Consider the following 15,658-nt stretch of genomic DNA (forward strand, 5'->3'; position numbering starts at 1 on the left):
GTTCATCCGCGATCCCAAGCTTGCGCACACACGACGAACACGACCGCCGGCGGGACGAGCCCGACCACGGTCGCCGCCATCAGCAGCCCGTAGTTCGTCTGGTACTGCGGCGACGCGGCCATGTTCGCGAGTGCGACCGCCAACGGCTGTTTCGCCTCGCTGGCCAGCACCACCTGCGGCCAGAGATAGCTGTTCCAGAGCGCGAGAAACGACAGCAACACGAACAACGCCGACACCGGCGCGACCTGTGGCAGCGCGATCGACCACCACGTCCGCCACTCCGAGCAGCCGTCGAGCCGGGCGGCGTCGAGCGTCTCGTCAGGCACACTGAGCATCGCCTGTCGGTAAAGCAAAGCGCCGAAGGCGGCCGCCGCGTGGGGAAGGATGACCGCGGCGTGCGTGTCGAACAGCCCCAGCCAGACCGCCGTGCCGAAGACCGCCGGCAGCAGCGCCATCGCCGGCAGCAAGAGCACCGCGACGCAGGCCACGACGAACGCCGTGCGACCCGCGAACCGCAGCTTCGCCAGCGCATACCCGGCAAGCGAACAGACAACCAACGCAAGTGCGGTCCCGCCCCCCGCAAGCAGGAGCCCGTTGCCGATCTGCCGCAATAGCAGCGGCGATCCGGCCAGCTCGGCATAGTTCGCCAGCGTCAACGGCCCGCCGTCGAACACATCCGCTCCAACCCGCAGCGACGCCAGCAACACCCAGGCGATCGGCGCGAGCATCACCACGACGCCACCCCACATAACCGCGTTCGCCAACACACGCTTCACGGCTGCTCCCTCAGCAAACGAATCTGCACCAACGCGAGCGAGCCGCAGAGCACCAGCAGGACCCAACCGATCGTCGACGCGTAGCCGAGTTGGCCGTCTTCGAAGCCGACGCGGTACAGGTACATGACGACGGTCAGTCCGCGATAGCCGGGCCCCGGGCCGTTGAAGAGCAGGAACGGCAGCTCGAACAACTGCAACCCCCACACGCTGCTGGCGACGACGAGCAAGAGCAACGCGGGCCGGATGCCTGGCAGGATGACATGCCAAAGCCTTCGGGTTGCACCCGCGCCGTCGAGCGCTGCGGCATCGAGCAGGGTGGCGTCCACATTACGCAACGCCGCAAGCAAGAAGATCGCGGTGAACCCGACGCCGATCCAGACGGCGGCAAGCAGCAGCGTCGGCAGTGCCCATGCCGGGTCGGTGAGAAACCCGATCGGACCGATGTTGATCCAACCCAGCATCGCGTTCGCCGGCGCACGTTTTCCACCGAACAACACCGCGAAGATGACGGCGGCAAACACGGCCCCGACAAGGTGTGTCGAAAAGTACGCGAGTCTCAGGAAACCCCGTCCGAACACGTCGCGTCGATCAAGCAACAACGCCAGCCCGAGCCCGAGTGGTAGCTGAATCACCAACAGGGCTGCGGTGATTAGCGCCGTGTTGGCTAGCGCCCCCCAGAAGATGCGGTCGGTTGCGAGTTGGCCGATCAGCGTCGGCCGAAGTCCTGAAGCCGCCGAGCCGAGCAATGGCCAAACCACCCACGCGCCCAACAAGCATGCAAAGGGTGCGAGCATCAGGTACGGCGTACAGCGCGGCTTCACAACGACACCACCTGCCGCGGTGTCAGGAACACCAGCAACCGCTGTATCACGGGCATGCCGGTCAGTTCGGTCAGCATGTCCGCATACAAGCCCAGTTGCGTGTCGTATGTGTCGAGGTCGTCGGCGACACGTTTGTCCGTCTTGAAATCGACAAGCGTCCATTGCCGGTTCCGCGCGATCGCCAAATCGAGTCGGCCACGCAGCAATGGCCGATCGGCGTCGACCCGATGCCCGCGTCCGAGAAGGTGTGCATCCGGCAGCAGTCGCATGAACGGCAGTTCTCGCCGAACGTCGTCCGACCCGCGCACCGCATCACCGACCGGACCGGTCGCCATCCATACCACACTCGGCAGATCCAGTGCGGCGCGTGCCATCGGTTGCAGGTAGCCACGATCCACCAATGCATCCGCTTGCTCAGCAACGTCTTCGACCGAGCCCGCCCGGCGGTAGTCGAGATGGTCGAGCAACGTGTGCGTCGCACTGCCGACCTCACCGGCCGTCGCGGTGTTCTCGACGAACAGCGACGAGCGCAGCGGTAGGGGTTGAGCGGCTACTTCCTGCTCGGGCAGCAGACCAACCAATTCGCGCTTCTCGAGACGCGACAGTCCGGTGACGCTGGTCGCTTGCGGGAGGTCGAGCGCGGTTGGCGCTTGAAGGGCGCGCTGTACGGTCGATTGACCTTGTTCGGGGTTTCCGCCGAGGTCCGCGAAGCGGGCGACTTTGGCAAGTCGGCCCGTCGCCGCCTTGTCCGGCCGTTCGTCGGCCCAGAGATGCTGGTCGTCCGGCTCGTGCGTGTTGAAGCCGATCGCTCCAGTGATGTTTGCCGTGTGACGTAGCCAGGCCAGCGGTGTGCGAGCGCTCATCGGTTCTACCGGGGTTGGGCTGGTCTTCGCGGCACGCTCCGAACCGATCGCGATGACGTGCTGCTCCGCACGCGTCAGGGCAACGTACAGCACCCGCATCTCCTCGGCCCGGCCGCGCTTCCGCAACGCATCGCGTACGACCACCGAGGATGCCGACGGCCAGTGTGCCTTCCGGTCGAGATCGACCGCGCGCAATCCGATCCCCGCGTCGCGGTCGAACAAAACGTTGGCGTTGAGGTCCGATTCGTTGAACGCCCGGCCCATCTGCGGCAGAAACACCACGGGAAACTCCAATCCCTTCGACGCATGCACGCTCATCACGCGCACCGCGTCACCGGCGGGGCGAAGATCGTCAGGCTGGCCGAGCTCGGACTCGGCCCGGAGGATCGAGAGCGAGCGGAGCCAGGCCGCAAGTCCGCCGCCGTCGGTCGCGTCATGACGCCGGGCGCGATCGAGCAGTTCGAGCACGTTCGCTTCGCGCTGCCGGCCGTCGTCGAGCGATCGGCACCAGGTGAGATACTGCGTTTCCTGCGTGAGCAAGGCCCAGAGTGCATCGCCCACGGGTAGCCGACCGAACAGGGCGCGGAACCGCCGCAAGGGCTCGCGGACCTCGCGTCGGAGTTGTTCGCCCAGCGCGTCGTCCCGGTCGGCCGCGAACGCCAACGCCTCGTGAAACAGCATGGGGGTACCGTCAGGCGCGGCCAGCCTGATATTGGCAAGCAGGGCCGTCGCATCTTCGATGGCCAGCAGCGGCGAACGCACCGCGGCGGCGAGCGGGATATCCTGCCGACCGTTCGCGATCGTCTCGAGGACGGACAAGACGTCCCGGATCTCCAAGGCATCGAAGAAACCCGTCGTGACATCGGCCTGTACCGGGATGCCGAATCGCCGCAGGACACGCGACACGATTTCGGCCTGGTGCTTGGCCGTTCGCAGCAGGACCGCGCAGTGTCCGGGGCGAAGCGTGGTGACCTCGTTGTTTGCGGTGATCTGCTCTTTGCCAATCATGGCGCGTAGACGGCGGGCGATGAACAAGGCCTCCCGCTCGTCGGACTCGGTGGGCTGCTCGTCCTCATCGGTCGCGGCAACAGCCGGTAGTACGTTCACCTCGATCGCCGGCGCTTCGGTCACGGGAAGCGACCGGCCCGGTTCGAGGCGATGCCCGGCGGCGTAGTCGATCTCGCTCGGCCCGCCCCGCATCAGTGTGCCGAAGATGTCGTTGATCGACCCGAGTAGCCGGCCGCTGCTGCGGTAGTTGCGTGACAGTCGAATCAGCCGTCCGCCTTCGCCCCGCTCAAACGCCGACTCTCGCCCGGCAAAGAGCGTGACGTCAGCCAGTCGAAAGCGGTAGATGCTCTGCTTTGTGTCACCGACGAAGAACGACCGTCCCGGCGGTGCGATGGCGCGGAGGAGCTCGTCCTGCAACGGGTTCAGGTCCTGCGCTTCATCAACGAGCACGTGACGAATCCGCGACTGCTCGCGCTCGGCTACATCGAGATTTTCGCGGAGTAGCCGCAGCGAAAGGGCTTCCAAGTCGTTGAAATCGACGGCGCGGATCAGGCGTTTTTCGCGTTCGAAACACGCCTGGAAATCGGCGAGCAGCTCCATCAGTAACGGCGCGAAAGGCCGGATGCGTTTGAGCGAATCGGACCAATCCGCGTTTGAAAATCGCAACAGTTCGTTGAACGTGTCGTCCTTGACGATCCGGTCACGCAGCGCCGCGAACGCATCACGCCTCTGCTTGTGCGGGTGGTCGGCTTTTATCGCCGGAATGCTCCGCCAGCGCTTTTGCCAGGCCTCGAAGGTGCTGCGTGCCTCGTCGAGCTGGCCGGCGTCGGCCATGTCGTGGAGCTGGGCGATCGTCTCGGCGAAATCCGTAACGTATGCCGCGAAGTTTTTGGGCAGCTCGCCGGCCGCGTCGAGACGGGCGAACTGTTCGGCATGTTCAAACAGGGCCCCACGTTGCGGGTCGAGCGTTGCAGCGATCATCCCGGCGACGGTGTGGATGAAATCGTCGCCCTCGATTTGAGCGAGTGCTCGCTCACGCCATCGCGACGGATCGGGCATGCTCGCGAGTAACCCATGCAGTCGGAGCAGCGTCGACGCGATACCCCCGTCGGACGAACCGCCGTACGACTCGACGAGTTTGTAAAAATCGCCCCGTGATTCGTCGAACCAACGGTTGAGCACCTCGCCCATCACCCGTCGCCGCATGAGAAACGCGGCGTCGTCCTCGAGCACGACAAAGTTCGGATCGAGGCGAGCCGCTTCGAAATGTCTCCGGAGTAGCGCCTGGCAAAAGCTATGTACCGTGCCAATCTGTGCACGACCGAGGAGCATCCGCTGACGCTGTAGACGAGTGTGGAGTTCACCCTCGGCGGTGGTGGCGCGTTGATCGAGAACGTCGGCGATCCGGCCACGCATCTCGGTAGCGGCCTTGCGGGTGAACGTGACCACCAGCAGATCAGCCGCGTCGCACGGCTCGGGTGCGTCGGCCATGAGGTACACTGCCCGGGCCGAGAGAACGCGGGTCTTGCCGCTACCGGCGGCCGCGCTGACCAGGATGTCCTGCCCGGTGGCCGTGACGGCATCGTGCTGCGCATCGGTCAGGGAGACACCGGCGTAGTCAGCCATCGTCGACCTCCGCGAGCAAGTCGGCGAGCGTGCGGTTGTCGCTGTACTCGTAGCCGTTGCGGCGTGGTTCGTGTCGGCAGACACTTTTGAGCGTGCAGTGGGCACAGGCGGATTGCGTGCCACGCCGCCACGGGCGGGCGCGGATGTCTCCGGACGTCGCTCGGGCGGCGAGTGCGGATATGCGGCGGTTCGCGATCATGAGAAGTTTGCCAAGTGAGTCACCGTCCAGAGGATCGGGCGATCGGGCCGCGATCTTGCCGGACTGCGTGCGTTCGTATTGGAGCACCGTGCTTTTGTTGTCCGCGTCTCGATCGAATCGGCGTATGAGCTCAGCGTCGAACACGCCGCGCGGCTTTGGACCCGTCGGACGCTCTTCGATGTCGGACGGATGCTTGACCGATTTCAGTGCCTGACGCAGCGGTACAAAGAACGCGCCGGCCGGCCGGAAACCTGCCGCTGAGGCCGCGAGCAGATAGGCCGGCAGCTGCACGCCGACGCCGTCGTCGAGATCGGCCGCGCGGAACATCTTCGCCGAGGTCTTGTAGTCGATGATGGACGCGAAGCCGTCGGGCGTGCGGTCGATGCGGTCGATGCGGCCGCGCAGTTGCCAGCCATCGCCCGACGGCGCTGGCCATTCCGCGTCTTCACCGAAGCGCACCTCGACCGCGGTCGGTGCAAAGTCACCGTGCCGTAGGAATGCAAGTTGGTGACGCACGGTGCGACCGAGTTCGGCTTGGAGCCGTTCGCGTTCGTAGCGACTCCGCCCCGGGCTCATCCAGATTCGGCCGCGAAGTTTGCCGGTCAGTTCTTCGATCGCCGCACCGATCATCCCGTCGAGGCCGTCCGGTTCCGAGCCGCCAAAGTCGAAGTCGCGCTCGATGAGTTCGCCGACGACCCGCTCGGCCGCCGCGTGAAACAGGGTGCCAACGTCCTGAACGGTGAGTTGGTCGGACTCTTCCTCGGCGAGCTGGAGGCCGTACTCGGCAAAATGCTTGAACCCGCACCGGCCGCGGGACTCGAGCCGGGAGATACTGCCGGTGAACGTCTTGCCAAACATAGATTCGGCTAATCCAACGGGGAGTTCCGGCACGTTTTCATAGCGCAGCGCGCGCCAAGCAGCATCGATGATCGTGTGGTTGGTCGCTCGTTCAGCGCGGAGCGCGGCGTACAGGTCGCCCATCCGTTGGTCGTCATGCTCACCGTGGGCCCAACTCGTCACTTGGGCGGCCAGATCGTTGATTGTCAAGGAGTGATACGCGCCGGGCTGAGTCTCGGCGTTGGCGATGCCGGCTTGCAGTTCGGACCAGAAAACACTCGGCGCGAGCGGCGCCGTGCGACTTCTCACTGGCCGGGTGAGCAAGAGCTGATCGGACGCGCGGGTCAGCGCGTGGTGCATCAGGAAGCGCTCATCGAGCAACCGACGTTCGCTGTCCCGCTGGAGTTGCAGGTCGTGTCGGGTCAGCGCGCGACGTTGCGCATCGCCCAACAGCACCGGCTCGCTCGGTACAGCCGGGAAGATGCCATCGGACAAGCCGAGCACCGCGACGAACGGCTTGTCACCCGTCCGGACACGTTCGACTTCGCCGACGAGTACCGCGTCCACGGTCGGCGGGGCGATGGCGAGATCGAGATCGTCAAGGGCCGCGAACATGTCGGCGACGAAGTCATCGGGCGTCGTCTCGTCGTTACCGAGCAGCGCGTGGAACTGGTCGAGCATGTCGGTGAACGACTGCCAAACCTGCTCGATCTCCGCCGCGTGTTCCTCGTCACCCGCCGCCCTGCATGCATCGATCTGGGTGGCGAGCGTGGTCGCAACACCGAGTTCGGTGGCGGTCCTGAAAAGTGTCGCGACGGCATCCTCAATATGGAACGAGCTTCGTTCGAGCAAGATGCGCAGCGGTGCGATATCGGCGACCAACCTTCGGCGCAATGCGTCCATTCGCGGTGACTCGTCGGGCAGCAGCTCGTTCGGCGTCTCGTCATCATTGCGATGTGGCCGTCGTCGGAACGACCACGGTGCCGGATCGGTCCATGCGGAGGTACCGCGGAGTCGGTGCAAGCTGACGAACCGTTCGAGCCGCTCGGCATCGTCGATCGACATCCCCGCGAGACCCGTGCCGATCATGCCGACAACCGCGTCGTGCGGATATCCCTCCGCCGCGACACGCAACAGCGCCCGGACCATCCGCACCAGCGGCATGTGACGCGCGGGTCGACGCTCGTCGGCGAAAAGCACCAAGCCGAACTCGTCGAACACTTCGCGCAGCGGTGTCGCGTAGCTTTCCATGTCGCGGACGAGGACCATGCAGTCCCTTTGTCGCAATCCCGAATCGAGTGCGACGCGAATCTCGCCGGCGACCGCGCGTACCTCGGACCGCACATCCGGTGCTTCGATGAACCGAATGCCACGGTGACCCGTTGGCGGTCCGTCGCCATTGGCCCAGCGCTCGGCGAGTTGGGCGAGGTTTCGCCTTGGGCCGTCCCAGCGGCGCTGGGTTGTGAGCCGAATCACGTCAGCCTTCGTGTCCGGATCGAGTGTACGACGGACCTGATCGAACGACGTGCCGGTGCGTTCGAAGATGGGAGGCTGTTTCGGCGTGGTTGGGTCGATGGTGGCCGTGACGTGGATCGCGGTCGCCCGATCGGCGAGACCGGCGAGGAGTCGACGGTCCGGCAAGTCGAAGTCCCAGAAGCCATCGACGAACACATGGCACCGGTCCACGAGGGTGCAGGTCGGCAACGCGTCAAGCACGGCTTGTTGCCGAACACGCGGCTCGATCCGCCCGGCGAGCGCGGCTTTGTACGCTCGGCCGATCGTGACCAAGTCGTTCGTCTTGTTGCGGGTCCGCGGGTCGGCCAACGCGGGTTCGTCGGATGTCCACACGATCTCTGCCAGATCATCGACGGTTTGGCCCGCACGGTCGAGTTCATCGAGCAGGCCGCAGATTTCTTCGGCGGTGCCTGGCCGCGTCGCGACCGGGGCGAAGAAAGTCAACTCGTGAACCTGCGTCCGCAGGATGTGCGAAACGAGCAGTCGGCGTCCGGTGGCGGTGAGTTGGGGCAGTGCGTTGCCGCCGCACTCGGCAAGGATCTCGTCACTCATGCGGTCGAAGCTCACGACGCGCAGCCGGCTCACAGCCGGCAATCGGCTGTGCAACATGAACGCCCGGCTCGTTTCCAACGTGGCTTGTCGCAAAGTCACCAGCCACACCGGCGGTCCCAGCGGATCGGCGCGGAGAAGCTCGGTGATTCGGTCAAAGCACCAATGCGTCTTACCGCTGCCGGCGCGGCCGATGATGAAACTCACTGCGGCACGCGACGCCATCACCGCCAGCATACGTCGGCGGCGATACGATGCACGCATGTCGACCGACGATGTCCGTGATGCCGTGAACGACGTGATCGCCAACCTGCGTCATCGTCCGCGCCGGCTTCGCAAGTCGGCAACGACACGTTCGCTCCTGCGACGACATGGGGTTACGGCCGACGACTTGATCGTACCGGTGTTCGTGACCGATGGCGCGTCCCAGGAAGTGTCGAGCATGCCCGGCGTTTGGCGGCGAACCGTCATCGAGGCGGCCGACCATCTCGACGAACTCGCGAAGCATGGCGCCAAAGCCTACCTCGCGTTCGGCGTGGTTGATACGAGGCTGAAGGATGCCGAGGGGAGTGTCGCGCTCCACGGCGACAACATCGTGTGTCAACTCGTCCGCGAGACCAAGCGGCGTGGCAATCCGATGATCGCGATGACCGACCTGTGTTTCTGTGAGTACACCGACCACGGCCATTGCGGACCTGTCCTCGGCGGGCAGGTCGACAATGACGCGACGTTGCACGGACTCGCATTGCAGGCGGTGAGTCACGCCGAGGCGGGTGCGGATTGGATCGCGCCCAGCGGTTGCATGGACGGGATGGTCGCGGCGATTCGTGCCGGTCTTGATGCGGCAGGGCACAAGTCAACGGCAATCCTGTCTTACGCGGTGAAGTATGCCGGCGCGTTCTACGGACCGTTCCGTGACGCGGCCGACAGTACGCCGGGACATGGCGATCGAAAGTCTTACCAAATGGACCCGGCCCGCGGCGTTGATGAGGCCGTCGCGGAAGCGCTGGAAGATGTCGCACAAGGCGCGGACCTCGTGATGGTCAAGCCGGGCGGGCCATACCTCGACGTGATCGCGGCGGTCCGGGCGTCGGTGGATGTGCCAGTGGTGGCGTACCAAACCAGCGCCGAGTACGCGATGCACAAAGCCGGCGGGGCGGCGGGCTGGGTCGACGAGACCGGCGTACGGGATGAGAGCTTGCTCGCGCTCAAGCGAGCCGGTGCCGATCTGATCATCACCTACCACGCCGACACGCTGCTCACACCCCGCTCATCTGCGTGACTTGCTTGTGCGTGGGATTGCTCAGGCGGTTGACCGCGGCGACGTAGGCGAACGCGGAAGCTTCGAGGATGTCCGTGCTGAGGCCGCGTCCACCGGCGGAGTGGCCCTCGGTGTCGCGGAGTTCGACGTGGACCTCACCCTGCGCGTCTTTGCCGCCGGTAACGGCGCGGATGCGGTAATCCCGGAGCATGAACTGGCGTCCGACGATCCGCATGACGGCGGAGTAGATCGCGTCGACCGGGCCGTCGCCGATGGCGGCGTCCTGGATTGTCTCGCCGTCGGGGTTCTGCATCTCGACGGTCGCGGTGGGCGTGACCGTGTCGCTGCCGGCGGTGACCTGCATGCGCGTGATCTTCCATCGACCGGCCGACGCGTCGTTCTCGAGCACGTCATCGACGATGGCCTCGATGTCCTCGTCGTAGACCTCCTTTTTCTTGTCGGCGAGCTTCTTGAACGCGGTGAACGCCGCCTCGACCTGATCGTCGCTGAGCACCATGCCAAACTCGTGCAGTCGATCACGAAACGCGGCGCGGCCGCTGTGCTTGCCGAGGACCAGCGCGCTGGTCGGCACGCCGACGTCGGTCGGGTTCATGATCTCATACGTCTCGCGGTGCTTGAGCACGCCGTCCTGGTGGATGCCGGACTCGTGGGCGAAGGCGTTCTGGCCGACGATGGCCTTGTTGCGTTGGACGTCGAGACCGGTGTACATGCTGACCTGCCGGCTGGCTTGGTAAATCTTTTTCGCGTTGATCTTCGTGTCGATGCCGAAGTGGTCGGCTCGGGTTCGCAGTGCCATGACGATCTCCTCAAGCGCGGCGTTGCCGGCCCGTTCGCCGATGCCGTTGAGCGTGCACTCGACCTGCCGCGCACCGGCCTCGACGGCAGCGAGCGAGTTGGCCACGGCCATGCCCAGATCGTTGTGGCAGTGCGTCGAGAGGATGATCCCGCGCTCGTCGATGACCGACAGAGCCTTGCGAATGTTCGCGAAGATCGCGGCGTACTCGTCCGGGTAGCTGTAGCCGGTCGTGTCCGGCAGGTTGATCGTCGTCGCGCCAGCGTCGATCGCGACCTTCACCACGTCACGCAGAAAATCGAACTCCGTCCGCGTCGTGTCCTCGGGGCTGAACTCGACGTCGTCGGTGTGGTTGAGCGCCTGCTTCACGCTCTTCTCGACGAGCGCGAGGATGTCGTCGGTGCCCTTGCGGAGCTTGTGCTCGCGGTGGATTTTGCTCGTGGCGCAGAAGACATGGATGCGGCCGTGTGGGGCGGGCTTGATGGCTTCGCCGGCACGGTCGATGTCGCCGGGGACGCTTCGGGCCAAACCGCAGATGGTTGTGGTCGAAGAGGCCTCGGCGATCGCCTTGACGCTGGCGAAGTCGCCGTCCGAGCTGATCGGAAAGCCCGCCTCGATCACGTCGACGCCCATGTTTTCCAGCGTCCGCGCGATTTGGAGCTTTTCGTCGAACGTGAGCGTCGCGCCCGGCGACTGCTCGCCGTCGCGCAGGGTCGTGTCGAAGATTCTGACGTGGTCGGGTTCGGTGCTCATGGCGTGTCGGGTGAAGGCAAAAGAAAAGCCCCGCGAAGCTCATCGGCGTTCGCGGGGCGTTGGTCTGAATCGGTCGGCTGCTCAAGCCCGATCGACACCACGTCCCGCGGCGGTAAGGCCGAGGAGAAGGTCGATCAGAAGCAGGCCGCTCATTTGTTGCACGCGACGAACCTAGCCCGTGGACCATGCCCGGTCAACTCGCCTAACCTGTCTCTCGACCGGCTCCCTGGCGGAATTGGCAGACGCGCTCGATTCAAAATCGAGTTCCGAAAGGAGTAAGGGTTCGAGTCCCTTGGGAGCTACTGACGCTTGTTCCATGGACATCCACCTCCTCACGCTCGACATCGGCAACACGCGGCTCGGCATCGGTGTGTTCCGGGGTGGCGAACTCGTTTACTCGCGGCGTGTGCCTCATCTTCAGCGTGACGATTGGGCGGGGATGATCGGCGAGGCGTGGCGGCACTTCGACGCGTCGCAGCAGGCCGAGGCAGAGATCGCCGGGTGCTGCGTCGATCCGATGCTGCTGGAAGGCGTGGAGTACGCGACCAAGAAGGCGACGGGCAAGCGTGTCCAGTGGTGCGGGCAGGACCTGGACTTGCCCGCCAATGTGAAGATGGCCGAGCCGGGCAAGACCGGCGTCGATCGCATCCTCGCGATGGCCGCCGCGTACGAGCAAATGGGCAAGGCTTGCTGCGTTGTCGATGCGGGCACGGCGGTCACCGTCGACGTGTGCGACGACGAGGGCAACTTCCTCGGCGGCGCGATCGCGCCGGGGATCGCGATGCAACTGGTCGCGATGGAACAGGCGGCGGCGCAACTGCCCGACGTCGAGTTCAAAGTCCCCGACGGCCCGGTCGGCACCGACACCGAGGAGGCCATCCGCCACGGCGTCTTCCACGGCATCCGCGGACTCGTGCAGCATTGTGCGGAGAACTACGCCCACCACCTGGGCAACTGGCCGGACATCGTCGCCACCGGCGGGGATGCGAAGTTGCTCTTCGACGGATGGGAGATGATCCACGCCGTCTCGCCGGATTTGCTCCATTACGGCATCGCCCACTGCTACACCGAGCACCACATCAAGCATGGGACGTGAGTCGCACAGCGACAGTGGTTCAGTGCGAGTGCTGACCCCGCCGGGAGCAGCGGGGATTGCGGTGGTCGAGTTACGCGGTGACGTGAATCGTTTCGTTGAGAAGCACCTGAAGCCGAAGGATGAGCGGAGCGAATTCTCGGGTCGGGTCCGGGCATTCGCTGGGCTCATGCCTCGGTTTCCCGCGCATCGGTTGCTTGTGGATGGCGAGGATGTGGTTGACGATCCACTCGTCTTGCTACGGGATGAGTCGACGCTCGAACTGCACGTTCACGGCGGGCCGTGGATCGTGCGACGGGCCGTGGAACTTGCCGAGGCGATGGAGTTTGAGCGAGCTGAGATCGAACGAACGACCGTCGAAGATTGGCTGCCGATGATGAAGACGGAGCGCGGCGTTCGGCTTCTACTCGAACGCGGCCTGCCGCTCGAGAACACGCTGCAACGCATGGCATTTCCCGCGCGGGTTGCCCTGATCGGGCCGCCGAACGTCGGCAAGAGCACGCTTGCCAACCGCCTGCTCGGCCGCGACCGGTTCATCACCGCCGACATGCCGGGCACGACGCGCGACTGGGTCGAGGAACTCGCCGACGTAGGTGGCGTGCCGATGATCCTCACCGACACGCCTGGGCGGCGAACCACCGACGACGCGATCGAGGCCGAGGCGATCGAGTGGAGTCGAACCACCGTCGAGTTGGCGGACCTTGTCGTTGCCGTTCATGATCCGACAACGACCGAGTCGTGGCCCGACTGCGATGTGCGTGTGATGAACAAAGCTGATCTTGTCGCTGTCGATGGCGGGGAGCTCGCGGTCTCGGCAACGACGGGAGCGGGCATGGACGCATTGGTTGCGGCGTTGCATGGTGCGCTTGGTGTCGATCTTGCGATGTCGACATCGCCGCCGACCCACGCCTGAAGGCGTGGGCGTTCGATTTTCAGGCCGGGGTCGAGTCGATGATTTCGAAGGTGGGCAGTGTTGCCGTGTGCTCGAACACGAGCTCCTTCACCGCGCCGGCGGTTCTCTCGAATGCATGAGCCGTGGCGAAGGTCGTCGGTCCTCGGCGGCTGCGGGCGCGTGCGGACGGGGCGCCGCTGTTGAAGGCGCAGAACTTCGGCTCGCCGTTGGCCGCGAGCAGGGCCGGCATCGGCACACGCAACGCCACGTCGCCGGCGTAGCAACGGAAGTGGTTACGTCCCATGGCAATCGGAGCGTCCGCGTTGCCTGGCCAAAAGAATACGTGGCCATTCACGGCCGCGAGCAGATCATCGATACCCCAGCCACCCTCGAAGATCGTCTGCTCCGCTCGAAGCGGTTTCTGGTCGCGAAGCAAGACGGTCTGCCCGTCATGCTTAACTGGCATGACGTCGCGACGCGGTTCGCGCAGCATCGTCGAGGGTCCCGCGAGTCGCTCGGCGGAGACCAACGTACGCGACCGTTGGATCAGCGGAAGGTTCGAACGCGCTGTCAGATGCCACGCAAACGGCCGGAGCTTCACGAACTGCGCGAGCGTGAACGGCATCACCAGGTCACGAGCCGGACGATGTCATTGAAGGTGACGAACAGGAACAATGCCGCGATGAGCGCGAGCCCGGCGAACTGCGTGGCGATGTGGAACTTTTCGCTCGGCCGTTTGCCGGTCGCGCCTTCGTAGGCGAGGAAGACCATGTGCCCGCCGTCGAGGATGGGCAGCGGGAGAAAGTTCACCACCGCGAGGTTGGCGCTGATGACCGCGAGGAACCAGATCATCCAGTCCGTGCCTTTGCCGGAGAGAATCGTGCCGGTGTGAAGGATGCCGACCGGGCCTTGGAGGTTCTTGGGCGAGAGTCCGCCGCGGAAGATCTGGCGGAGGGTCAGGTAGAACTTCGTGACCATGTCCTTGGTCTCGGTCACACCCCACCACATGGCCTGTCCGACGTTGTCGGCTTTGCGTGGTTGTTTGAGCTCATCGAACGCCGCGAGCGGGGCGTAGCGATTGATCTGGGCGGCGGCGAGTTGATCGGCGGTCGGCGTGACGGTGAAGGTTTCGCCCTCGGCGGTGATGAAGACCATTTCCGCGTCGGCTTCGGCGCCCTTGATCGCGGCGTCGACGTCGAACCAGTTGGCGACCGCCGTGCCGTTGACCGCGACGATCTCAGCCCCGGCGGAAATCCCCGCCGTCGCGGCGAGCGAGTCTTCCTCAACGCCGGCCACCACCGCGGCGGTGGCGTCGACCATCGGGTTGAAGTTCAACCCGTACTGCCCGCTGCCGACCTTGACCGGCGAGACGTCGGCGATCGTTATCAGCTCACCACCGCGCGAGACGACGACGTCGAGGGTCGCACCGGCGTCGCCGATGATGTTGAGGAACTCGCGGAACTGTTCGAAGTCGGGATGCTCGAGTCGGTCGGTGCCGCCGGTGCGGGTCAGGCTGACGATCGTGTCGTTCGGCTCGAGCACGATCGGCAGGTCTTCCGGATCGCCGGCCTGGGCGCGGACGCCCACCCGGGGCTGCATCCCCGCGAAGTTCGGCATGAAGTCCGCACCGAACGGCGTCGTGAACGTCGAGGCGATCTGGGCCGTGCGCTGTTCACCTTCGGGGCTCACCACCGTGACCGTGACCGGCTTGCCCTTGGCGTTCTGGATGGCCGCGTCGAGCACGGCGAAATCGTCGGCCTCGACCGGTGTGCCCTCGATCGCGGTGATCGACTCCAACGGCTTGAGCGGCCGGAAGATCGACGGCACTTCGTCCATGCCGGCGACCGGCTTGGGTCCACGCAGCGCCGGCGGGGGACCGACGCCAAGCTGCAACGCGTCGTTGAGTTCCGCGGCCGGCAGCGGCTCGACCATCAACGTCATCCGCTCACCATCCCGCTCGATCACCAGCGGCACTTCCTCGCCGACGTCGGCCAGCGGGACGGTGAGCGAGACTTTGGTGAAGTCGTGCAGAATCGAGCCGTCGAAGCTGATCATGCGATCGCCGACTTCGATGCCGGCCTTCTGGGCACCCGAGCCCGGCTGCACGGAACCGACCACTGGCGGCGGCGAGTTGAAGCCGATCGTGAACAGCACGCCGAACAGAATCCCCGCGAGGATGATGTTCATGATCACGCCCGCGGAGATGATGAACATCCGGCGGGGGACGGTGGCTTTGTTGTAGGAGCGCGGGTCGGTGCTGGTGGCGTTGGGGTCCAGGTCCTCTTGGCCGAGCATCTTGACGTAGCCGCCCAGGGGCAGCCAGTTGAGCCGGTACTCAGTTTCGGAGAGGCCGATCTTCGCCGCGGCGGCGTCGAGTTCGGCGGTGCCGGCCGTGGCGGGGTTGCCGCCGTCATCGGCGATGGCCGCCTTGGCGCGTTCGAGATATTCTTTGTGCGTGCCGCCGACCCGCAGGCCGAGCCCCTTGCGGTAGCAGACCAACGCCTGTCCAAACCCGACGGCGAACTGCTCGACCTTGACTCCCGTGAGCTTGGCCGCCAGAAAGTGCCCCAGCTCGTGCCAAAAGATAACAAAGCCGAAGCCGAAGCCCAGCAGCAACAGATTGAGGAGGTTGATGATATCCATGGGGTGGC

The 15,658-nt window shown here is 65.2% G+C and carries 10 protein-coding genes and 1 tRNA gene; 4 read left to right on the top strand and 7 right to left on the bottom strand.

From position 1 onward, the window contains the following. Positions 1–2 precede the first annotated feature (2 nt). From AAGD32_08835 to AAGD32_08850, 4 genes are read right to left on the bottom strand one after another with little or no spacing between them, the layout of a single operon-like run. Entirely contained in the window at positions 3–776 is a 774-nt protein-coding gene (locus AAGD32_08835) for a carbohydrate ABC transporter permease (protein MEM8874352.1), read from the bottom strand. Further along, a complete protein-coding gene (locus AAGD32_08840) occupies positions 773–1,570 on the bottom strand; it encodes a sugar ABC transporter permease (protein MEM8874353.1) in 798 nt (265 codons plus the stop codon). Before AAGD32_08840 ends, AAGD32_08835 begins: the two co-directional genes overlap by 4 nt. 23 nt (positions 1,571–1,593) lie before the next feature. Further along, entirely contained in the window at positions 1,594–5,094 is a 3,501-nt protein-coding gene (locus tag AAGD32_08845) for a UvrD-helicase domain-containing protein (protein MEM8874354.1), read from the bottom strand. After that, entirely contained in the window at positions 5,087–8,419 is a 3,333-nt protein-coding gene (locus AAGD32_08850; GenBank protein ID MEM8874355.1) for a PD-(D/E)XK nuclease family protein, read from the bottom strand. The genes AAGD32_08845 and AAGD32_08850 overlap by 8 nt, the downstream gene beginning before the upstream one ends. 37 nt (positions 8,420–8,456) lie before the next feature. On the opposite strand from AAGD32_08850, the gene hemB reads away from it, so the two are divergent. Continuing rightward, on the top strand, positions 8,457–9,476 hold the full coding sequence (gene hemB / locus AAGD32_08855; protein ID MEM8874356.1) for a porphobilinogen synthase: 1,020 nt from the start codon (positions 8,457–8,459) through the stop codon (positions 9,474–9,476). Here the strand turns inward: hemB and AAGD32_08860 are convergent. Beyond that, a complete protein-coding gene (locus tag AAGD32_08860) occupies positions 9,454–11,022 on the bottom strand; it encodes a 2-isopropylmalate synthase (protein MEM8874357.1) in 1,569 nt (522 codons plus the stop codon). The genes hemB and AAGD32_08860 overlap by 23 nt on opposite strands. Before the next feature lie 220 nt (positions 11,023–11,242). On the opposite strand from AAGD32_08860, the gene AAGD32_08865 reads away from it, so the two are divergent. From AAGD32_08865 to AAGD32_08875, 3 genes are all read left to right on the top strand, one after another. Beyond that, positions 11,243–11,324, top strand: a tRNA-Leu gene (locus tag AAGD32_08865). A gap of 14 nt (positions 11,325–11,338) precedes the next feature. Beyond that, complete coding sequence (locus AAGD32_08870; protein ID MEM8874358.1) at positions 11,339–12,118, top strand: type III pantothenate kinase; 780 nt, start codon at positions 11,339–11,341, stop codon at positions 12,116–12,118. Between the two features lie 166 nt (positions 12,119–12,284). Continuing rightward, complete coding sequence (locus AAGD32_08875) at positions 12,285–13,028, top strand: GTPase (GenBank protein ID MEM8874359.1); 744 nt, start codon at positions 12,285–12,287, stop codon at positions 13,026–13,028. Between the two features lie 19 nt (positions 13,029–13,047). On the opposite strand, the gene AAGD32_08880 is transcribed toward AAGD32_08875, so the two are convergent. Next, complete coding sequence (locus AAGD32_08880; GenBank protein MEM8874360.1) at positions 13,048–13,632, bottom strand: hypothetical protein; 585 nt, start codon at positions 13,630–13,632, stop codon at positions 13,048–13,050. After that, positions 13,632–15,650 (bottom strand): site-2 protease family protein, encoded by a 2,019-nt coding sequence (locus tag AAGD32_08885; protein MEM8874361.1) that lies wholly within the window; start codon positions 15,648–15,650, stop codon positions 13,632–13,634. Before AAGD32_08885 ends, AAGD32_08880 begins: the two co-directional genes overlap by 1 nt. Positions 15,651–15,658 lie beyond the last annotated feature (8 nt).

It is taken from the genome of Planctomycetota bacterium (genome assembly GCA_039182125.1).
Taxonomy (GTDB): Bacteria; Planctomycetota; Phycisphaerae; order Tepidisphaerales; family Tepidisphaeraceae; genus JBCDCH01.